The sequence below is a fragment of the Erwinia sp. BNK-24-b genome, from assembly GCF_047456155.1.
Classification (GTDB): domain Bacteria; phylum Pseudomonadota; class Gammaproteobacteria; order Enterobacterales; family Enterobacteriaceae; genus Erwinia; species Erwinia phyllosphaerae.
In genome coordinates, this window is record NZ_CP179901.1 from 2,944,800 (window position 1) to 2,964,455 (window position 19,656).

Sequence of the window (19,656 nt, forward strand, 5' to 3'; positions counted from 1 at the left end):
TGAGTGCAGGCTGTCGATTGATTTTTATAGAGGATGGCCGCACAGGAAAGCCTTGTCGCTGCCGGTTCTGGCACTAAAACAGGAAGACGCAGCGAAATGAGTCTGGTGCTGAGAGCACAAAGCAGAGAGCAGAGAGCAGAGAGCAGAGAGCAGAGAGCAGAGAGCAGAGAGCAGAGAGCAGAGAGCAGAGAGCAGAGAGCAGAGAGCAGAGAGCAGAGAGCAGAGAAATATTGAGGAAAGTAAGCAAAACAGTCAATACAAAAAAGCCCTGTCAGGAAGCGAATTTCAGGCACAAAAAAACCGCCTTGCGGCGGCTTCACGACATTGCACAACGTGCTTGTTTTTATTCGTTTTAATCGGTAGTCGAAGATGGTGCCCGGGGCGGGACTTGAACCCGCACAGCCATAAGCCGAGGGATTTTAAATCCCTTGTGTCTACCGATTTCACCACCCGGGCATGGGTGTAAAGTGGAGGCGCGTCCCGGAGTCGAACCGAGGTAGGCGGATTTGCAATCCGCTGCATGGCCACTCTGCCAACGCGCCTTTATTCTGCTTTGCTGCCAGCCACGGCTGACGGCTAAATCTGGAGCGGGAAACGAGACTCGAACTCGCGACCCCGACCTTGGCAAGGTCGTGCTCTACCAACTGAGCTATTCCCGCATTTTTCAGCGTTCTCAACAGAACTTGCTGATTTACTTTATCTTCTGGCGACTCAGCTGCCTTTCGATGCGTTGCATTCTACTGACTGAGCGAAATGAGTCAACACAAATATCCGCTCTTTCTGCTCGTTTGCTGATTTTTAAATCGTATCGATCACCGTTCGAACAGATCGCCGCGCGCCGCGCTCAAATACTGATACATTGACCAGAAAGTCAGCACCGCCGCGATATACAAAGCCACCACGCCCACACCTTCTACCATGCGGTCCGGACGCCAGAGAAGCGCGAACAGCGCCAGCATCTGCGCCGTAGTTTTTACTTTGCCGATCCATGAAACGGCAACGCTGCTGCGCTTGCCAATTTCGGCCATCCATTCACGCAGCGCAGAGATAATAATTTCCCGGGCAATCATCGTGGCCGCCGGTAGCGTAATCCACCACGCGTGAAAATGGCCCGCCACCAGCACCAGAGCAATAGCAACCATCACCTTGTCCGCCACCGGGTCAAGAAAAGCGCCAAACCGCGTGGTTTGCTTCCAGCGACGCGCCAGCCAGCCGTCGAACCAGTCGGTTATAGCGGCAACGATAAAGATTAGCGCGCAGACCAGCGGTGCCCATTCAAACGGCAGATAGAATGCCAGTACGAAGAAAGGAATTAATACGACACGAAGCAGAGTAAGTAAGGTCGGAATATTAAAAGGCATAGGTACGCTAACTGTCTGGGCAGAGTAGAATTTGTCCCTATGTTCCTACAATGCCGTAATCAACGCAATGCTTAGTGTTTCAGCGAATAGAAGATTTTCTCCGCGAGCGCCTGCGAAATACCAGGAACGCTGGCAATTTCTTCTACCGAAGCATTTTTTAACGGTTGCAGACCGCCCATATATTTCAGCAACATCTGCCGACGCTTCGGTCCTATGCCTTCAATACTCTCCAGCGCGCTGGTGTTTTTAACTTTGGCGCGCTTATTACGGTGGCCGGTAATAGCGTGATTGTGAGAATCATCACGAATATGCTGGATCACATGCAGCGCAGGCGAATCCGGCGGCAGCGAAAAGCCCTCCCCTTCCGGTTCGAAGAACAGCGTTTCCAGTCCCGCTTTACGATCGCTCCCTTTGGCCACGCCCAAAAGAATGGGCCGATCTTTATCCCAGCTCACGTTCAGTTCGGCAAACACGTTTTTCGCCTGAGCGAGCTGTCCTTTGCCGCCATCAATCAAAATGACGTCAGGAATTTTGCTCTCTTCCAGCTCTTTGCCATAACGGCGGCGCAGCACCTGGTTCATTGCGGCGTAATCATCGCCCGGCGTAATATCGGTAATGTTATAGCGACGATATTCAGAACGCAGCGGCCCGTTAGCGTCGAAAACCACGCAGGAGGCTACCGTTTGCTCACCCATCGTATGGCTGATATCAAAACACTCCATCCGCGTGATTTCCGGCAGCTCCAGCACTTCGCTTAACGCCTGCAGACGCTGATGAATAGTGGACTGCTGCGATAAACGACTCACCAGCGCTGTGCTGGCGTTAGTGCGTGCCAGCTTGAGATAGCGTGCGCGATCGCCGCGTGGATTGCTCTGAATGGTGACTTTTCTGCCTGCCATCTCGGTAAGCGAGGCAGCCAGCAGATCTTTTTCCGGTAGCGCAAAGTCCAGCAGGATGTCGGAAGGTAGCGTACGCGCCTGGCTACCCTGCAAATAGAACTGGCCGACGAATGTCTGCACCACTTCCGCCATTTCCGTGCCGCCCGGCACTTTTGGAAAATAGCTACGGCTGCCCAGTACTTTCCCCTGACGGATGAACAGCACGTGCAGGCAGGCCAGCCCGGCGTCGAAAGCCACGCCAATCACGTCCAGGTCGTCGCCGTTATTGGAAACGAACTGCCGCTCGGTCACGCGCCGCACGGCCTGAATCTGGTCGCGCAGACGTCCGGCTTCTTCAAACTTCAATGACTGGCTGGCCTGCTCCATACGGCCCACGAGCTGATTAAGCACCTGGTCATCTTTGCCGGATAAGAACAGCCGCACGTAATTAATTTGCTGTGCGTACTCTTCTTCACTGACCAGACCCGCTACGCAGGGGCCAAGACAGCGGCCAATCTGATACTGCAAACAGGGACGCGAGCGGTTGCGGTAAACGCTGTTTTCACACTGGCGCACCGGAAAGATTTTTTGCAGTAGCGAAAGCGTTTCGCGAACCGCGTAACCATTGGGGAACGGGCCAAAATATTCGCCTTTGGCATGCTTCGCGCCACGATGGCTGGCCAGCCGTGGATGCTCGTCCGCGCTGAGGAAAATATAAGGGTAGGATTTATCATCACGCAGCAGCACGTTATAGCGCGGCTGATAAAGCTTAATGTAGTTGTGTTCAAGCAGCAGCGCTTCCGTTTCGGTGTGGGTAACCGTCACGTCTATCTGGCGGATGCTGTCCACCAGCGCTTCCGTTTTCCGGCTGCCCAGATTGCCACGAAAGTAGCTGGACAGGCGCTTTTTAAGATCTTTGGCTTTACCGACGTAAATAACCGTCCCGCCAGCATCGTACATACGATAAACGCCCGGCTGGCTGGTAACCGATTTCAGGAAAGATTTGGCATCAAAAACATCATTCACTACTGATCAACGACTCCGCATTGAACAGCCCGTGCCGGATAGCCAGATGCGTTAACTCAACGTCGCCGCTGATGTTTAATTTGCTAAACATCCGGTAGCGGTAGCTGTTAACGGTTTTTGGACTCAGGCTGAGCTGTTCGGAAATATCTGCCACTTTCTGGCCCCTGGTGATCATCAGCATAATCTGTAATTCGCGTTCCGACAAACAATCGAAGGGGGAATCCGCTTTTTGCGGTTCAATCTGGCTTAGCGCCATCTGTTGAGCGATATCGGAGGCGATATAGCGTTGACCGGCGTTGACCTGACGGATGGCGTTAACCACCTCCTGCGGGGCAGCGCCTTTGCTGAGGTAGCCTGCGGCACCTGCCTGCATTACCCTGGCAGGGAGCGGATTTTCAGTATGAATGGTCAGCATAATAATTTTAATATCCGGACTATAGCGAACAATTTTGCGTGTCGCTTCCAGTCCACCGATGCCGGGCATATTCATATCCATAAGCACTACATCGGTATCATTACTGCGGCACCATTTCACCGCTTCTTCGCCGCAGCTGGCTTCTCCGACAACCTGAAAACCCTTGATGTCTTCCAGTATGCGTCGAATACCCGCACGCACCAGTTCATGATCGTCGACAAGAAGAACACGTATCAAAAGCTCTCTCCAGATAGCGGTAATTGAAGTATTCAGGCTGTTTAGCAGACCAGCGATTTTACTCCTTTTTGCCGGTTGTTAGAACAGAAATAAACGGCGGAATCAATGCCAACGGCAAAGGCTGTTAAGGCTGCCAGCCTGTATGACCCGGCGAGATATGATATACTCGTTGCGTATTTGTATTATCGGCAATCAAAATCAACGCCGCTGATTGAGTCATAAAAACAAGGAGAAACTATGAGCGACACTGATTTTTCAACCAGTAAAGAATCGCAAACCTTAGCCGAAGAGATGGCCTGCATGAAGGCATTAGTTACATTTATGTTGAAAGGTATGGGCCAGGCGGATGCCGGCAAGGTCATTATCAATATGGAAAAATATATTGCCCAGCTGACTGATCGTCAGCAGGCGGACGTCTTCAGCAGCACAATTAATCAAATAAAACAGGCATATCGTCAGTAACTTTAGGCCTTACTACGCCCATTGCTTACCATTGCGTCAGCACGGGAGATCGTTTCTTCTCTGGTTATGGAACAATGGGCTTAATTCTTAAAGCAGCACTGGGCGCGCTGGTCGTCGTGTTAATCAGCCTCCTGTCCAAAACGCGCAGTTATTACCTGGCTGGTCTGCTACCGCTTTTCCCTACTTTTGCCCTGATCGCGCATTATATTGTCGCCAGCGAGCGCGGAACGGAAGCGCTACGCGCCACCATCATTTTCGGCATGTGGGCCATTATTCCCTATTTTATCTATCTGCTTACGCTGTGGTATTTTGTCGGCATGATGAAGCTGCCTTTGGCGCTGGGAAGCGCCGTGGGATGCTGGTGCATAGCAGCATGGCTGCTGATTACGCTCTGGTCGAGATGGCAGGCTTAGCGCCCTCTGCCGCTCCAGCTGGCGGAAACGCCCAGCGTTGGCAGCACCTCTTCAGGACTAAAGCGACGCTCGCCGCGGAATTTTTCCGCAAGCCCCGGCTGATTAACCGGAATGCGCACGGCAAAAAGGTTATCTTCCGACTGGATAACGCCCGCCGTTAGCGGCTCATAAACGACCAGATGCTGCTCAAACATCTGTTCAAGCATGGGCGTTGCAGCGCTATAAAGATAGGCAATGCCTGATTGTTCAGCCAGCTGCACGCTGTGCCAGAGAATGCTCAGCGGCAGATCCGCGTTCACATCAAGCCGTGCCGAAAAACGCGACATTTCCCATATCGCCTGCGGATTTTTGGACGCCTCCGGACCGGCTTCCACATCCTGCCATTCCATCAGCCGGGCGCAGCCACAAATGCCTTGCTGCGCGGTCCACGCAATTAGCCAGATTACATCAGAGCGGTCAAAACGGTCATATTCCTGGCCTGGCGTACTTAAACGAGACGGAATGGACCACCCTTCGCCACGGGCAAAAACGCTGTAGCGATAACTTCCTAACTCTGCCAGCAAAGAGGAGGGCATATCCCTTAACCTGGTCTGGATAATCTTCATTATTAATCCTCTGTCGCATTCGCCGGTGAATGCCTTTCCATGCAGCGCAGATCTGCTCCCCGGCGAGAGTAGACAACCGACTGGTAATACGTAACTACTAAATATGGTAGTTGTAACTTATTCATAACAGGCCCAGCGCCGCAGCGTAGGAGGCGACCTGCGTCTTGTTTGGTGCATTAAATTTTTTCTGCATATTTTTCTGGTGAAAATTGACCGTGTGCTCCGAAATTGACAGGATCAGCGAAATTTCCGCCGCGGTTTTGCCTTCTGCTGTCCATTTGAGCACTTCCCTTTCGCGCAGGCTTAACGAGACTTGCCTGACGTACATAGAGCGATCTTTAATAAACAGTAGCGCATCCATTGCCAGTTCCGACAAATACTGGAGCTTAAGCTGTTTTTCGTGCGTTAACGCAATCTTTTCAAAAGATTTACCTGACGCCATTGAAAGTATGCCTACGGCGCGGTTTTTGGCTATTCGCGAGAAGGAAAACCCGGAACGAATACCAAATTCCTTTGCCGCCTCAAACACTTGTCTCCCTTCCTTAACAACAGGATCGTCCCACAGTAAAAAGGTTCCTGGTATCAGACAGTAGCGGATAATCGGATCGATTTCGGCAAAGTTCTCGTGCGTCCATTTCTGTACCCATTTTTCAGGATAGTTTGTCAGGACAAATATTTCAGGTCGGGTAAAAGGCACGGGATGGCGGATATAGAGCGCGTAAAAAGTTAGCCCAAGCTCAAGCGTTTGCTGCTCCAGCAGCCGCGATATATCAGCAGCTTGTGACACCCCATGAAACGCCGCATCAGCTTTGCTACACCAACTGAAATAGTTATCAGAAGTCATTAATGCCCCGGATGGATGAACGCGAGTACTGCACATCCTGCTTATAATTTTATTGTTAATTTCACAAAATGAATAACGCGGGTAAAAATTAATAACCTTCAGGGATTTTCACGCCTGCATATAATAACAAAAAATTCATATTTAAAATGCTAAAAAACCGCTTCTGGCGCACAATCAGAAGAAATTTTCAGCAATTGCTGCAAAAATGTCCGCATCGCCGTTCTTCACCAGAGACGCCCTCCATAAATAAATGGCTTTTTGCTCCGGAATTTTTATTCCATTAGAATAAGATTTTTCCTGGAAATGTTCAATGACGGTGTTTCCAGGTTTGCCTTTAGTTACGCCTAAAGTATTACTGTAAAACGGATGAGGCAGCTAATTTCATGCCCTTCAACGCCTGGAAGGCATCTCTTAACCCCCTGAATTTTAATGAGCATTAATACAAAAATTAAAATTTGGCTTTATAGCGACAGTTAAATTACCTGATGTTTTTAGCACAGCCAATCAGAGGATGGATAAAGAGCGTTTTATTCAGGGTCCGCGTCAGGTTATTAAATGCAAAATTGCCTGTTTTAACGGCAAATACCAAATCCCTGCATACCCAGATGAAAATGTCCGGCATGGGCACGGTTATAATCCGGGCCGAGCGAATTACCATAATAAGCACAGCTCTGCTGAAAAATGTGTTTTAGCCATGCTGATTCACCCTGCTTCTGCGGCCACGTTTTTAATATGGTCATCTGCCTGCCGTTTTTCAATCTGAACCCGGCTATATCCAGCGCGTCAGCCGTAGCATGCTCGCTTAATCTTCCCTGAGTACGATGATAAATATTTCGGCAGGCGTAGCTTCCCACGTGGTCGAGACGCACCAGGGGCGATCCCAGTTCTGCCGCCGCCAGCGGTCTGACCGCTTGGGTCATAAACATGGTGGTCGCCAGGGCCAGCGGGCAGCTTGCCAGAAAAGAGGCGCTAAGGCTGACATCGCCAAAACCCTGTACGCGCACCGGATCGGACAAAGGACAGTTTCCTTTCACCGGCTGAGCACGGCTGAAGCGTATGTAGCCGCTTTGCCTGGCACGCTGTAGCACCTCCATGCACGCTTGCGGGTCTGCCCGTAAACGCTTCAGCTTATACCGGGTAATCAAGCCAGGCGTATCGGTGACGTTTAGTGGAGTAAAAGGGTTCCAGGCTGGCGGCAGATTTTTCTCCAGCCAGGGAGTTACCAACAAGATGATTAGCAGCAGCGCCCCGAGCGTGATTAATTCTTTCATTTATTCTCCCGTCACACTCTTTTGATGAAGGAATAACCAAAAGATCAACAATATATTAAGATGATGCGGTTTGCCGCTGAATAAAAAGCGTCGCGGCGTTTTTGCGCAATCGAACCGGCAGCCGTTAACTTTACCTGTCAGTTCCCCGCTTTTACGTTAATATTTGCGCCCCAGAGCGGGAATCGACAGGATGGCGATAAAGGGCCACCCCCGTTCCCTGACTACATAACAGCCTTCAGAGCTGACACAACATCCACAGGATTTCTGCAACGTTATGGTTGACCAAACAAAAACGACTTCTCAAGAGGAAGCGCCAGGCGAGCTCCGGCGCAATTTACACAACCGGCATATTCAGTTAATCGCCATCGGCGGCGCTATCGGCACCGGGCTGTTTATGGGCTCGGGCAAGACGATTAGCCTGGCAGGCCCTTCAATCATCTTCGTCTATATGATTATCGGCTTTATGCTGTTTTTCGTGATGCGCGCGATGGGCGAGCTGCTGCTGTCAAACCTCGAGTATAAATCCTTCGGCGATTTTGCCGCCGATCTGCTTGGCCCCTGGGCGGGCTATTTTACCGGCTGGACCTACTGGTTTTGTTGGGTAGTTACCGGCATTGCCGATGTGGTGGCGATCAGCTCCTATTTCCAGCTGTGGTTCCCCCATTTTTCGGTCGGGATGAGCGCCCTGCTCTGCATCGCCGTTTTTCTTACGCTGAATATTGCGACGGTAAAACTCTTTGGCGAAATGGAGTTCTGGTTCGCCATTATTAAAATCGTCGCCATCGTGGCGCTGATCGTGACCGGTATTGTTCTGGTGGCCATGCACTACCCCTCACCGGGCGGCGGCACGGCTGCGTTGAGCAATATCTGGGACCACGGCGGCATGTTTCCAAAAGGCCTGAGCGGCTTTTTCGCCGGTTTCCAGATTGCGGTCTTTGCCTTTGTAGGGATTGAACTGGTCGGGACTGCGGCGGCAGAAACACACGATCCCACCAAAGTTCTCCCGCGCGCGATCAACGCTATTCCGCTGCGTATCATTATGTTTTACGTGTTCGCGCTACTGGTCATTATGGCCGTAACCCCGTGGAACCATGTCGTTGCCGATCGCAGCCCGTTTGTTGAAATGTTTATGCTGATTGGCTTACCGGCCGCGGCCAGCATCGTCAATTTTGTGGTGCTGACCTCCGCCGCATCTTCCGCTAACAGCGGAATTTTCTCCACCAGCCGCATGCTGTTCGGCCTGGCGCAGCAGGGCGTAGCGCATCCTCGTTTTGGCAAGCTTTCCCGCCGCGCGGTGCCTACTACCGGCCTCTTTTTCTCCTGTTTCTGCCTGCTGGGCGGCGTGGCGCTGATTTACCTGATCCCAAACGTGATGAAGGTGTTTACGCTGGTGACAACGGTATCCGCCATCCTGTTTATGTTTGTCTGGTCAATTATCCTTTGCTCTTATCTGGCTTACCGCAAGCAGCGTCCACAGCTGCATGCGGCATCCATCTATAAGATGCCGATGGGTAAAATCATGTGCTGGATCTGCCTGGCATTTTTTGCCTTTGTGCTGGTGCTGCTTGCACTGCAGGAAGATACCCGCCAGGCGCTGATGGTCACGCCGCTGTGGTTCATTATGCTGGGCTGCGGCTGGTGGCTACGCCAGAGAAAAAAGCGTTAGCCTGAGCGGGCCGGGGATGCTGGCCCGTAAGCAAAGCGTGCCGCACTATTTATAGCGCGGCACGCTGGCTACCCTGCTACGATTTCTGCGGCTATATCTCGTTAACGGGCCGTACGCGGATCCCTTCAATTACCATCCGCTGAACGTTTTCTACCGTCTCATTAAAGAAGGCTTCGTCATTTAACGTGCGTCCGGTTACCGCTTCGACCTGACTGGCGAAATCCGCGTAGTGCTGCGTCGTGGCCCACAGCATAAAAATTAAATGATGTGGCTCAACGGCTGCCAGCCTCCCTTCGCGGATCCACCCTTCAATGACCGCAGACTTGTCATCCACCAGCTGTTTCAGATCCCCTTCCAGCTCGCCTTTTAACAGCGGCGCCCCCTGAAGCATTTCCATGCAGAACAGTCTTGAGGCCTGCGGATGATCTCTTGAGACCTCCAGCTTCAGGCGAATATAGTCACGAATCGCCGTTAGCGGCTGCTGATCGTTACGCAAGGCGCGCAGCGGAGCCAGCCAGACGTCCAGTATTTCTTTCAGGACGGCAATGTACAGCGCTTCCTTCGACGGGAAATAGTAAAGAAGGTTGGTTTTGGAAACGTCGGCGCTTTCGGCCACTTTATCCAGGCTGGTGCCGTGTATGCCGTAAAGCGAAAACAGCTCAAGCGCTGCCGTAAGAATTGCCGACTGCTTTGCCGCAACGGCACGAGAACGCCGGGTAGGCGCTTTAGGGTTTGCTGACTTCACCGTGACTCCATCCTGATAGTTAGCACCGCTATGCACTTATATTGACCACGCCTGCCTGCTTTTTGTGCATGTTATTTTGACCAAACGGTCTGTTTCAGACCGTCTGCTCCGGACTATTTTAGCATATTTATCTCAACCAACTGAATATTAAATACTTTTCTATTGTGGCACAGCGATTGCAATCTTTCCCTTATGCGGCGCCAGGGAACAGCAGCGCTTAAACACCACTATTAATGATGAGGTATTTCCATGAAAGTTGGCGTGTTTATTCCTATCGGTAACAACGGCTGGCTGATCTCTACGACGGCACCCCAGTACAAGCCAACCTTTGAACTGAATAAAGCCATCGTGCTGAAAGCCGAGCATTATCAGTTCGACTTCGCGTTATCTATGATCAAGCTGCGTGGCTTTGGCGGTAAAACAGAGTTTTGGGATCACAATCTGGAATCTTTTACGCTGATGGCCGGTCTGGCTGCCGTGACGTCGCGCATTGAGATTTACGCCACGGCCGCTACGCTCACGCTGCCGCCCGCCATAGTAGCAAGAATGGCGGCAACGGTAGACTCCATTTCCGGCGGCCGCTTTGGCGTTAACCTGGTGACCGGCTGGCAGAAACCCGAATATGACCAGATGGGGATCTGGCCTGGCGATGACTATTTCTCTCGCCGTTATGACTACCTGACCGAATACGTCACCGTCCTGCGCGACCTGTGGGGCACGGGGAAATCTGACCTGAAAGGTGAATTCTTCACCATGAACGACTGCCGCGTCAGCCCCCAGCCGCAAAAGCCGATGAAGGTTATCTGCGCGGGCCAGAGCGATGCCGGTATGGCCTTTTCAGCAAAATATGCCGATTACAACTTCTGCTTCGGCAAAGGCGTGAATACGCCAACGGCATTCTCCCCTACCGCTGCCCGCATGAAGCTGGCCGCTGATGAGGCGGGACGCGACGTGGGTTCCTACGTGCTGTTTATGATTATTGCCGATGAAAGCGACGAGGCGGCGCGCGAGAAATGGGAACGTTATAAGGAAGGCGCGGATGAAGAGGCATTAGCCTGGCTCACCACCCAAAGTCAGCAGGATAAACGTTCCGGCAGCGATACCAACGTTCGTCAGATGGCCGATCCAACTTCCGCAGTCAATATCAATATGGGTACGCTGGTTGGTTCTTACGCCAGCGTCGCCCGCATGCTGGACGAGGTGGCAACCGTTGCAGGTACAGAAGGCGTGCTGCTGACTTTCGATGATTTCCTGCAAGGAATTGAAAACTTCGGCGAACGCATCCAGCCCCTGATGACCTGCCGTAGCCATATTGCCCAACCCGCTAAAGAGGTAGCCTGATGAGCACACCAGAGTCCGTTGTCTGCACCACTGCCGCAACAAAAAATAGCGTTACCCTGAAAGCGCGCCCGGAATCTGTTGTTTTTCCGCCGGAGCAAACCGCCCTTATCGTGGTGGATATGCAGAATGCCTACGCCACTATCGGTGGCTATCTGGATTTGGCCGGATTTGACGTTTCCGCCACCGGGCCGGTTATCGAGAAGATTAACGTTGCCGTTAAGGCAGCCAGAGAAGCCGGTATCCAGGTTATCTGGTTCCAGAACGGCTGGGACGACCAGTACGTGGAAGCCGGTGGCCCGGGTTCACCAAACTGGCACAAGTCGAATGCGCTGAAAACCATGCGTAACCAACCTGAGCTGCAAGGAAAACTGCTGGCAAAAGGCGGCTGGGATTATGAGCTGGTTGACCAGCTTAAGCCTGCGCCCGGCGATATCGTGCTGCCCAAGCCTCGCTATAGCGGCTTCTTTAATACGCCGCTGGACAGCATGCTGCGCAGCCGCGGTATTCGACATCTGATTTTTACCGGCATTGCGACCAACGTCTGCGTGGAGTCAACGCTGCGCGACGGCTTTTTTCTGGAATATTTTGGCGTGGTCTTGCAGGACGCCACTTACCAGGCAGGGCCGCTCTTTGCCCAGCAGGCCGCGATTTTCAATATCGAAACCTTTTTTGGCTGGGTCTCAGACGTTGACTCCTTCTGCTCGGCGCTGCAAACCACCAGCGCTACCCTGACGCCAGTTGTGTAAGCCTGGAGAAAAACGATGCCAAAATCGATTATTACGCCGCCCGGCACCAGCGTGCCGATTGCGCCTTTTGTCCCCGGCACGCTTGCTGACGGCGTGGTCTATGTCTCCGGCACGCTGCCTTTTGACAAAGACAACAACGTGGTTCACGTCGGCGATGCCGCGGCCCAGACGCGCCACGTGCTGGAAACGATCAAAAGCGTGATTGAAACCGCTGGCGGCACGATGGATGACGTGACCTTTAACTCCATCTTTATCACCGACTGGGCCAACTACGCCGATGTAAACAGCGTTTACGCCGACTATTTTCCGGGCGAAAAACCCGCGCGTTTCTGTATCCAGTGCGGTTTAGTCAAGCCGGATGCGCTGGTAGAGATCGCTTCCATCGCCCATATTGGCCAGTAACGAACGGAGCCGCTATGCATCTTGAAATCTCTGCTGCGCCGCGGGCTTCTGCCCCCACGCTGGTGCTCTCGGCTGGCCTGGGCGGATTGGGAAGTTTCTGGCAGCCGCAGCTTGCTGAATTGCGAAAAGCGTACCGCGTAGTGACTTACGATCAGCTCGGTACGGGACGCAGCCCGGCTAAGCTGCCGGAAGGCTACAGCATGCGTGATATGGCAGCCGAACTGGCCAGCGCGCTGGAAAAACATGGCGTCACGGAATATGCCGTTATCGGCCATGCGCTGGGGGGCGCTATCGGTATGCAGCTGGCGCTGGACTATCCCGATCGCGTAACCGGGCTGGTTATCGTCAACGGCTGGCTGCGCCTTAACGCCCACACGCGCCGCTGTTTTCAGGTTCGTCAGAATCTGTTGCTCAACGTTGGCGTTGAGGCCTATGTCCGGGCGCAGCCGCTGTTTCTCTATCCGGCAGACTGGCTGGCGGAAAATGAAGCCCGTATCGAAGCGGAAGATGCCCTGCACTGTGCCCATTTTCAGGGTACAGAGAACCTGCTGCATCGACTGCACGCGCTGATGAGCTGCGACTTCACCGATCGAGCACGGCTGATTACCCAACCGACGTTAGTAATTTGTTCGCAGGACGACCTGTTAGTGCCTTCCCTCTGCTCGCAAACGCTTAATGCAGCCTTGCCAAACGCCACGCTAAAAACCATGCCCCGTGGCGGACATGCAATGAGCGTAACGGAGAGCGGCCTTTTTAATCAGCTGTTGCTTAACTGGCTGGGCGAAACCGCGCCTGCCCTGGAACTTTTGGAGCCCCTATGGCAGAAGCCCTGAACGCCACGGCGTTAGAAACGCTGTTTACCGCCGCCCGTACGCATAACGGCTGGCAGGATCGCGCCGTCAGCGATTCTCTGCTTAACGAACTTTATGACCTGGTGAAAATGGGGCCGACCTCGGCAAACTGTAGCCCAGCGCGCTTCTGCTTTATCAGAAGTGCGGAAGGTAAAGCAAAGCTTCGCCCCACGCTCTCCAGCGGCAACGTGGAAAAAACGCTGACCGCGCCGGTCACGGCAATCGTGGCCTGGGACCCGCTCTTTTACGATCGGCTGCCGGAGCTGTTTCCCCATGCGGATGCAAAAGCCTGGTTTACCAGCAGCCCCCAGCTCGCAGAGGAAACCGCCTTTCGCAACAGCTCCTTGCAGGCGGCCTGGCTGATTAGCGCCTGCCGCGCGCTGGGGCTGGACACTGGCGCGATGTCCGGCTTTGACCGTGCTGCGGTTGACGCCGCATTTTTTGCCGACAGCGGCTGGAAAAGTAATCTGCTGATCAATATTGGCTATGGCGACGCCGGTAAGGTTTACGCCCGCCTGCCGCGCCTGGCTTTTGCCGACGCCTGTACGCTTGCTTAAGGAGCGAACCATGTCTGAAACGTTACTGCCTGAGGCGGCTACGGTCGTAGAGAAGCAGGATTTCCGCAATGCGATGGCGCGCCTGGCCGCCGCCGTCAATATCATCACCACTGACGGTCCGGCAGGATGCGCCGGGTTTACCGCTTCGGCTGTCTGTAGCGTCACCGATTCGCCGCCGATGCTGCTGGTCTGCCTGAATCGCTCCGCTTCCGTTTATGACGTTTTTAACGCCAACCGTCAGCTGTGCGTCAATACGCTGGCCGCCGGACAAGAAACGCTTTCTGGCCTGTTTGGCGGTAAGACGCCCATGACCGAACGTTTTAATGCTGCCGAATGGTCGGTGCTGACGACTGGTTCGCCCGTACTGGCTGGCGCCATCGCCTCTTTTGACTGCCATGTTACGCAGATTACTCGCGCAGGTACGCACGACGTGTTGTTCTGCGAAGTTAAAGCGCTGCTTTGCAATGAGGAGGCTCACGGTCTGATGTGGTTCGATCGCCATTATCACCCTTTGCTGCGGCAGGAGTAATCCCGCCGTCCCGACAGTCGACCTGGTTCTCTGGAGAAAACGATGGCTGCTTCCTGGTTTCCACAATGGCGTAAACAATCAGCATCCGCGACCGGTCTGGTCGCGCCCGATGAAATATTACCGCCGGGACAAACGATCATTATGGGCTTGCAGCATGCGGTCGCCATGTTTGGCGCGACCGTCCTGATGCCGCTGTTAATGGGGCTGGATCCCAATCTTTCCGTTCTGATGTCCGGCGTAGGGACGCTGCTGTTTTTTTTGATTACCGGCGGGCGCATCCCCAGCTATCTGGGCTCCAGCGCGGCCTTTGTAGGCGTGGTGATTACGGTGACCGGCTTTAACGGCCAGGGTATCAATCACAATCTTGGCGTGGCGTTGGGTGGTATCATCGCCTGCGGCCTGCTTTATACGTTGATTGGCCTGGTTGTGATGAAGGTAGGGACGCGCTGGATTGAGAAACTGATGCCGCCAGTGGTAACCGGCGCGGTGGTGATGGCGATTGGGCTGAATTTAGCCCCGATTGCGGTACGCAGCGTCTCTTCTTCCATGTTTGACAGCTGGGTTGCCGTCATGACCGTAGTTTGTATTGGCCTGACGGCTGTCTTCACCCGTGGCATGATCCAGCGCCTGTTAATCCTGGTCGGTTTGATTGCGGCATGGGCGATCTACGCCGTGCTGACCAACGGTTTTGGGCTGGGGAAACCCGTAGATTTTGGCCTGATAGCCAGCGCGCCGTGGTTCGGTTTTCCCGCCACGACCGCGCCGGTTTTTAACGGTCAGGCAATGTTTATGATTGCCCCGGTGGCCATCATCCTGATTGCAGAAAACCTTGGCCATATTAAAGCGGTGGCCGGGATGACCGGCCGCAATCTTGATCCCTGGATGGGGCGCGCTTTCGTGGGCGATGGCCTGGCGACGATGCTGTCAGGCTCCGTCGGCGGCAGCGGCGTCACCACCTATGCGGAAAATATTGGCGTGATGGCGGTGACCAAAGTCTATTCCACGCTGGTGTTTGTTGCCGCCGCGGCAATTGCCGTTTTGCTGGGTTTTTCGCCTAAATTTGGCGCACTAATCCATACCATTCCAGCCCCGGTTATCGGCGGTGCTTCCATCGTGGTGTTTGGCCTCATCGCCGTGGCTGGCGCTCGTATCTGGGTGCAAAATAACGTTGATTTGGGCCAGAACAGCAACCTGATTATGGTCGCCGTGACGCTGGTGTTGGGCGCGGGAGATTTCGCGCTAAAGCTCGGCAGCTTTACGATGGGCGGAATAGGTACGGCAACCTTTGGTGCCATTATTCTTAACGCCATCCTTAGTCGCCGTCAGGCTGCGGCGCTTAACGATATCGCACGCCAGCAAAACTAACCCTCCGGCGAAGCTTGCTTCGCCCTTTTCTTCAGCTTTAGCTCGCTAATCAGTACCCCTGCAACAATCAGCGCGCCACCAGCCAGCGCCACGCCCGGCAGCCTTTCTCCGGCCATTCGTCCAACGATCCCTGCCCAGACGGGTTCACCGGCATAGATTACCGTCGCCCTTGTCGGTGAAACGCTGCGCTGTGCCCAGTTCATGGTGACCTGAATAATCGCGCTGGCGGCACCCAAACCAACTGCGCTAAGCAACAGATAAGAGGAGTAACCGGGCACCGCTTCACCATTAGGCACCATAAATATAAATGAGCAAAGCGAAGCCACCGCGAGCTGGACAACCGTGACTCTTTTTACATCAACCTTTCCGGCGCTGGCGCTAATCAGAATAATTTCCCCCGCGATAGCCAGCGTACTGAGCAGCGTGGCCGTTTCACCAGCGCTAAAGACCAGGGTACCGCTTTCAGGTCCGGCAAGCAGCAATAGCCCGGTAAAGGCCAGGACAATACCGATCCAGGCCATTAAACCCGGTAAACGCTTCAGAAAAACCCACTGTAACAGCGGCACCAGCGGCACATACATGGCGGTAATAAAGGCAGACTGGCTGCTGGATATCGTTTGCATACCCCAGGTTTGCAGACCGTAGCCAAAGCTGATAGCCACGCCGATAGTCGTTCCGGCTTTACATTCGCTCCATGTCAGGGCGCATAAGGATTTTCGCGTGATCAAGGCCAGCAGTAACGCAGCGGTGGCAAAACGCGCGCCAACAAAGAAAAAAGGACCGCTGACGGTCATCGCAAAGTGGACGGCCAGAAAGGTACCGCCCCACACCATGGTGATCAGCATCAACACCAGTTCTTGTGGACTCAAAGCAAACTTATAGCGGGAAAGAAAAGACATAGCAGGCTCTTGAAAATTTTTGCCGCCAGTGTGTCAGGGGATGAGAAGGGAAGCAATAAAATGTCAGAAAATGTTAATAAAATCATGCCGCCGGAGCGATTCCGGCGGCATCAGGCGCTGTTAAATCAGGTCTTGTCGCGACTGCCCCGACTGTTGCGCCCTCCTTTCTCACCGGCCTGTGAAGCGCGCTGAGGGTCGTTTTTAAAATTCCCTCCGCTGGCTTTGCCGCCTTTACGGCCTGCTTCTGATGCTCTCTTACGGTCTTCAGCGAAATTTCCAGATCCACCACGATGTTCTGCCATTTCTTACCTCCGAATAGTTAAGCCATCATGCTGCATTTTTACAGCGAGTCAGGTAATTCACCGCCACGGCGCTATTGCGAACCCAAACTTACCGCCGCGTTATTAAGCATAGATTACCTGCGAAAAGCGCGTATTTTTTTATCATCTCGCCGTTTCGCAGCGTCGGCTCAAGCCTAAAAATGGCCTAAAATCATATTATTAAAATTAATGCTTAACCGGTTTTTTGCAGAAAGTGTAGACGTTTTAAACAGTCGACTTTCATCATCCGGCACGCTTAGCCAGCCTCATCTATACTTTTTTCAGACGATAGGCTCTTAACCCAATCAAGGAGTGACTGATGGCGAAAATTTTAGTGCTGTATTATTCAATGTATGGTCATGTAGAAACGATGGCCAATGCCGTAGCGGAAGGCGCTCGTCGCGTCAGCGGTGCAGAAGTTACCATCAAGCGCGTGCCGGAAACCATGGACGCCGATCGCTTTGCCCAGGTCGGCGGCAAAACGCAGCAGGCCGCGGCCGAAGCAACGCCTGACGAACTGCCCCAGTACGATGCCATTCTGTTTGGTACGCCAACCCGTTTCGGCAATATGTCAGGACAAATGCGTACCTTCCTCGATCGTACCGGCGGCCTGTGGGCATCGGGCGCGCTCTACGGCAAGCTGGCCAGCGTTTTCTCCTCTACCGGTACCGGCGGCGGCCAGGAACAGACGATTACTTCAACCTGGACTACACTTGCCCATCACGGCATGGTTATCGTGCCGATTGGCTACGGCACCAAAGAGCTGTTTGATATCTCGCAGGTTCGCGGCGGCACGCCGTATGGCGCTACCACGCTTGCGGGCGGTGACGGATCGCGCCAGCCAACCGAAGACGAACTTAATATCGCCCGTTTCCAGGGTGAACATGTCGCTGGACTGGCGGTAAAACTACACGGATAAACTCAACTCACAGGAGAGTATTATGGCAACGCAACAATCGAAAGAACATCGCGTGGGTGAATGGGCAAGTATTCGTTCCACCTCACCGGAAATTGCTGAAGCCATTTTTGAAGTGGCCAATTATGATGAAAAGCTTGCTGAAGGCATCTGGGAACAGCAAGGCAATGACGAAGTGCTGCTGCGCGCTTTTGAAAAAACCGACCAGGACGTGCTGACCTGGGACAACAAAACGGTTGAGCGCAAAAACGTCTAGCGTTTAAGCGATTGAATGGGCGGACTATCCCGCCCGTTCATACTCCCGTCTCTTTTCTGTCAAATCCCCAAATTGTCTACTACGCTTATTCTCACCATTTCGCCTGACGGCCCAGAGAAGGAGCTAACATGTCATATAAGACAATTAATCCCGCAAATAATGAAACCATTAAATCCTGGCCAGATCATAACGATCAGCAGGTAGAAGCGGCGCTTAAAACCGCTGACGATCTTTATCACTCTTCATGGTCCAAAGGCCCAATTCAGCCACGCCTGCAGGTGTTAAAAAAGCTGGCCGAGCTGATCGAAGGCCGGGTCGATGAACTGGCGAAGGTTGCCAGCATTGAAATGGGTAAGCTAATCAACCAAAGCCGCGGCGAAGTAAAGCTTTGCGCGCAGATAGCCCGCTACTACGCAGAGAATGCAGAGCGTTTTCTGGCACCTAAATCTTATCCCAGCGAGCTTGGCGAAGCCTGGGTAGAAAACCATCCGATTGGCGTGCTGGTTGCGGTTGAGCCCTGGAACTTTCCTTACTATCAGCTGATGCGCGTGCTGGCACCGAACCTGGCTGCCGGTAACCCGGTACTGGCGAAGCATGCGGCCAACGTTCCCCACTGCGCTACGCTGTTTGAAGAGCTGGTTACCGAAGCGGGCGCGCCAAAAGGTGCCTGGACCAATCTTTTCGTCAGCAACGAGCAGATCGCCACGCTGATTGCCGACGACCGCGTGCAGGGCGCAGCACTGACCGGCTCAGAACGCGCCGGTAGCGCTGTTGCGCAGCAGGCCGGCAAATACCTGAAAAAGACCACGCTTGAACTGGGTGGTAATGACGTCTTTGTGGTACTGGACGACTGCGACCTGGAAAAAGCGGTTAAGGCTGGCGTCGGCGCACGTCTGAGCAACTGTGGTCAGGTTTGTACGGCGGCAAAACGCTTTATCGTGCAGGAAAAAGTGGCCGATGCCTTTATTGAAAAATTCACTCAGGCCTTCCGTGAAGTGAAAATTGGCGATCCGCTGGATGAAAGCACCACGCTTGGCCCGCTCTCTTCCGCTAACGCACGCGATACGCTGGTTAAACAGGTTGAAAACGCGGTGGCTAAAGGTGCCAGACTGCATCTTGGCGGTAAAGCAATTGCCGGCGAAGGTTGTTTTTATGAGCCGACCATTCTTTCCGGTATTACGCGTGATAATCCCGCTTATTTTGAAGAGTTCTTTGGCCCGGTAGCGCAAATCTACGTGGTAAAAGATGATGATGAAGTGGTGAAGCTGGCCAACGATTCACATTATGGCCTTGGCGGTTCGGTCTTTACCGGCGATATTGCCCGCGGCAAAACGCTGGCATCACGAATCGAAACCGGTATGGTCTATATCAATTCCGCGAGCGATACGGCACCAGAACTGCCGTTCGGCGGCGTGAAGCGTTCTGGCTACGGTCGCGAGCTTTCGGACCTGGGAATCAAAGAGTTTGTGAACCAGAAGCTGGTGGTTGTCAGTAAAGGCTAAGCGCATAGTCAGCCGTTGCGATGGCGGCCCCGCCGGGCCGCCTGAACGG

22 protein-coding genes and 3 tRNA genes are annotated in these 19,656 nt (G+C 53.5%); 13 read left to right on the forward strand and 12 right to left on the reverse strand.

What is annotated here, in order from left to right:
* Positions 1–370: 370 nt before the first annotated feature.
* The 6 genes from ACMGGR_RS13385 to uvrY form a co-directional block, all read right to left on the reverse strand.
* Positions 371–456 (reverse strand) — tRNA-Leu (locus ACMGGR_RS13385).
* A 12-nt stretch (positions 457–468) separates the two neighbouring features.
* A tRNA-Cys gene (locus ACMGGR_RS13390) sits at positions 469–542 on the reverse strand.
* 41 nt (positions 543–583) lie between these two features.
* Positions 584–659 (reverse strand) — tRNA-Gly (locus tag ACMGGR_RS13395).
* 153 nt (positions 660–812) lie between these two features.
* Complete coding sequence (pgsA, locus tag ACMGGR_RS13400) at positions 813–1,361, reverse strand: CDP-diacylglycerol--glycerol-3-phosphate 3-phosphatidyltransferase (protein ID WP_246762618.1); 549 nt, start codon at positions 1,359–1,361, stop codon at positions 813–815.
* A gap of 71 nt (positions 1,362–1,432) precedes the next feature.
* A complete protein-coding gene (gene uvrC / locus ACMGGR_RS13405; protein ID WP_246762617.1) occupies positions 1,433–3,265 on the reverse strand; it encodes an excinuclease ABC subunit UvrC in 1,833 nt (610 codons plus the stop codon).
* A complete protein-coding gene (uvrY, locus tag ACMGGR_RS13410; RefSeq protein ID WP_246762610.1) occupies positions 3,258–3,917 on the reverse strand; it encodes a UvrY/SirA/GacA family response regulator transcription factor in 660 nt (219 codons plus the stop codon). Before uvrY ends, uvrC begins: the two co-directional genes overlap by 8 nt.
* Positions 3,918–4,154: 237 nt before the next feature.
* On the opposite strand from uvrY, the gene ACMGGR_RS13415 reads away from it, so the two are divergent.
* Positions 4,155–4,379 carry a DUF2594 family protein gene (locus ACMGGR_RS13415; RefSeq protein WP_246762579.1) on the forward strand — a complete coding sequence of 75 codons (225 nt, stop codon included), beginning with the start codon at positions 4,155–4,157 and terminating at the stop codon, positions 4,377–4,379.
* A 74-nt stretch (positions 4,380–4,453) separates the two neighbouring features.
* Positions 4,454–4,792 (forward strand): GlpM family protein, encoded by a 339-nt coding sequence (locus tag ACMGGR_RS13420; protein ID WP_414147082.1) that lies wholly within the window; start codon positions 4,454–4,456, stop codon positions 4,790–4,792.
* Here ACMGGR_RS13420 and ACMGGR_RS13425 read toward each other — a convergent pair.
* The 3 genes from ACMGGR_RS13425 to ACMGGR_RS13435 form a co-directional block, all read right to left on the reverse strand.
* Positions 4,789–5,397, reverse strand: a complete 609-nt coding sequence (locus ACMGGR_RS13425; RefSeq protein ID WP_246762576.1) for an autoinducer synthase — start codon at positions 5,395–5,397, stop codon at positions 4,789–4,791. The genes ACMGGR_RS13420 and ACMGGR_RS13425 overlap by 4 nt on opposite strands.
* A gap of 121 nt (positions 5,398–5,518) precedes the next feature.
* Positions 5,519–6,241, reverse strand: coding sequence for a transcriptional regulator SdiA (gene sdiA, locus ACMGGR_RS13430; protein ID WP_281434725.1), 723 nt, complete (start codon positions 6,239–6,241; stop codon positions 5,519–5,521).
* Between the two features lie 572 nt (positions 6,242–6,813).
* On the reverse strand, positions 6,814–7,512 hold the full coding sequence (locus tag ACMGGR_RS13435) for an extensin family protein (RefSeq protein WP_414147083.1): 699 nt from the start codon (positions 7,510–7,512) through the stop codon (positions 6,814–6,816).
* 274 nt (positions 7,513–7,786) lie between these two features.
* On the opposite strand from ACMGGR_RS13435, the gene cycA reads away from it, so the two are divergent.
* Positions 7,787–9,178: a D-serine/D-alanine/glycine transporter gene (cycA, locus tag ACMGGR_RS13440; RefSeq protein ID WP_246762571.1), complete on the forward strand. Its 1,392-nt coding sequence runs from the start codon at positions 7,787–7,789 to the stop codon at positions 9,176–9,178.
* 91 nt (positions 9,179–9,269) lie between these two features.
* Here cycA and rutR read toward each other — a convergent pair whose 3' ends face one another.
* Positions 9,270–9,923 carry an HTH-type transcriptional regulator RutR gene (gene rutR / locus ACMGGR_RS13445; protein WP_414147084.1) on the reverse strand — a complete coding sequence of 218 codons (654 nt, stop codon included), beginning with the start codon at positions 9,921–9,923 and terminating at the stop codon, positions 9,270–9,272.
* 249 nt (positions 9,924–10,172) lie between these two features.
* On the opposite strand from rutR, the gene rutA reads away from it, so the two are divergent.
* Genes rutA through rutG form a run of 7 tightly spaced genes read left to right on the forward strand, consistent with a single transcriptional unit; the run spans position 10,173 to position 15,714 of the window.
* Positions 10,173–11,264: a pyrimidine utilization protein A gene (rutA, locus tag ACMGGR_RS13450; protein ID WP_414147085.1), complete on the forward strand. Its 1,092-nt coding sequence runs from the start codon at positions 10,173–10,175 to the stop codon at positions 11,262–11,264.
* A complete protein-coding gene (gene rutB / locus ACMGGR_RS13455; protein WP_414147086.1) occupies positions 11,264–12,010 on the forward strand; it encodes a pyrimidine utilization protein B in 747 nt (248 codons plus the stop codon). Before rutA ends, rutB begins: the two co-directional genes overlap by 1 nt.
* 15 nt (positions 12,011–12,025) lie before the next feature.
* The gene (gene rutC / locus ACMGGR_RS13460; RefSeq protein ID WP_414147087.1) at positions 12,026–12,412 is read left to right on the forward strand and encodes a pyrimidine utilization protein C; all 387 of its coding nucleotides are present in this window, start codon (positions 12,026–12,028) and stop codon (positions 12,410–12,412) included.
* A 14-nt stretch (positions 12,413–12,426) separates the two neighbouring features.
* Positions 12,427–13,245: a pyrimidine utilization protein D gene (rutD, locus tag ACMGGR_RS13465; RefSeq protein WP_414147088.1), complete on the forward strand. Its 819-nt coding sequence runs from the start codon at positions 12,427–12,429 to the stop codon at positions 13,243–13,245.
* Positions 13,230–13,820: a malonic semialdehyde reductase gene (locus ACMGGR_RS13470; protein WP_414147089.1), complete on the forward strand. Its 591-nt coding sequence runs from the start codon at positions 13,230–13,232 to the stop codon at positions 13,818–13,820. The genes rutD and ACMGGR_RS13470 overlap by 16 nt, the downstream gene beginning before the upstream one ends.
* A 10-nt stretch (positions 13,821–13,830) precedes the next feature.
* On the forward strand, positions 13,831–14,349 hold the full coding sequence (rutF, locus tag ACMGGR_RS13475) for an NADH-dependent FMN reductase RutF (RefSeq protein ID WP_246762559.1): 519 nt from the start codon (positions 13,831–13,833) through the stop codon (positions 14,347–14,349).
* 42 nt (positions 14,350–14,391) lie between these two features.
* Entirely contained in the window at positions 14,392–15,714 is a 1,323-nt protein-coding gene (gene rutG / locus ACMGGR_RS13480; protein WP_414147090.1) for a pyrimidine utilization transport protein G, read from the forward strand.
* Here the strand turns inward: rutG and ACMGGR_RS13485 are convergent.
* Together ACMGGR_RS13485 and ACMGGR_RS13490 are read right to left on the reverse strand one after the other, a co-directional pair.
* Positions 15,711–16,613 carry a DMT family transporter gene (locus ACMGGR_RS13485; protein WP_414147091.1) on the reverse strand — a complete coding sequence of 301 codons (903 nt, stop codon included), beginning with the start codon at positions 16,611–16,613 and terminating at the stop codon, positions 15,711–15,713. The two genes, rutG and ACMGGR_RS13485, sit on opposite strands and share 4 nt — an antisense overlap.
* A gap of 125 nt (positions 16,614–16,738) precedes the next feature.
* Positions 16,739–16,915, reverse strand: a complete 177-nt coding sequence (locus ACMGGR_RS13490; RefSeq protein ID WP_246762553.1) for a general stress protein — start codon at positions 16,913–16,915, stop codon at positions 16,739–16,741.
* A gap of 337 nt (positions 16,916–17,252) precedes the next feature.
* On the opposite strand from ACMGGR_RS13490, the gene wrbA reads away from it, so the two are divergent.
* The 3 genes from wrbA to ACMGGR_RS13505 all read left to right on the forward strand — a co-directional run bounded on the left by wrbA (position 17,253) and on the right by ACMGGR_RS13505 (position 19,607).
* Complete coding sequence (gene wrbA, locus ACMGGR_RS13495) at positions 17,253–17,852, forward strand: NAD(P)H:quinone oxidoreductase (RefSeq protein ID WP_246762551.1); 600 nt, start codon at positions 17,253–17,255, stop codon at positions 17,850–17,852.
* A gap of 22 nt (positions 17,853–17,874) precedes the next feature.
* Positions 17,875–18,105 (forward strand): YccJ family protein, encoded by a 231-nt coding sequence (locus ACMGGR_RS13500; RefSeq protein WP_246762544.1) that lies wholly within the window; start codon positions 17,875–17,877, stop codon positions 18,103–18,105.
* Between the two features lie 128 nt (positions 18,106–18,233).
* Positions 18,234–19,607, forward strand: coding sequence for an NAD-dependent succinate-semialdehyde dehydrogenase (locus ACMGGR_RS13505; RefSeq protein WP_246762538.1), 1,374 nt, complete (start codon positions 18,234–18,236; stop codon positions 19,605–19,607).
* The last annotated feature ends 49 nt before the right edge of the window (positions 19,608–19,656 follow it).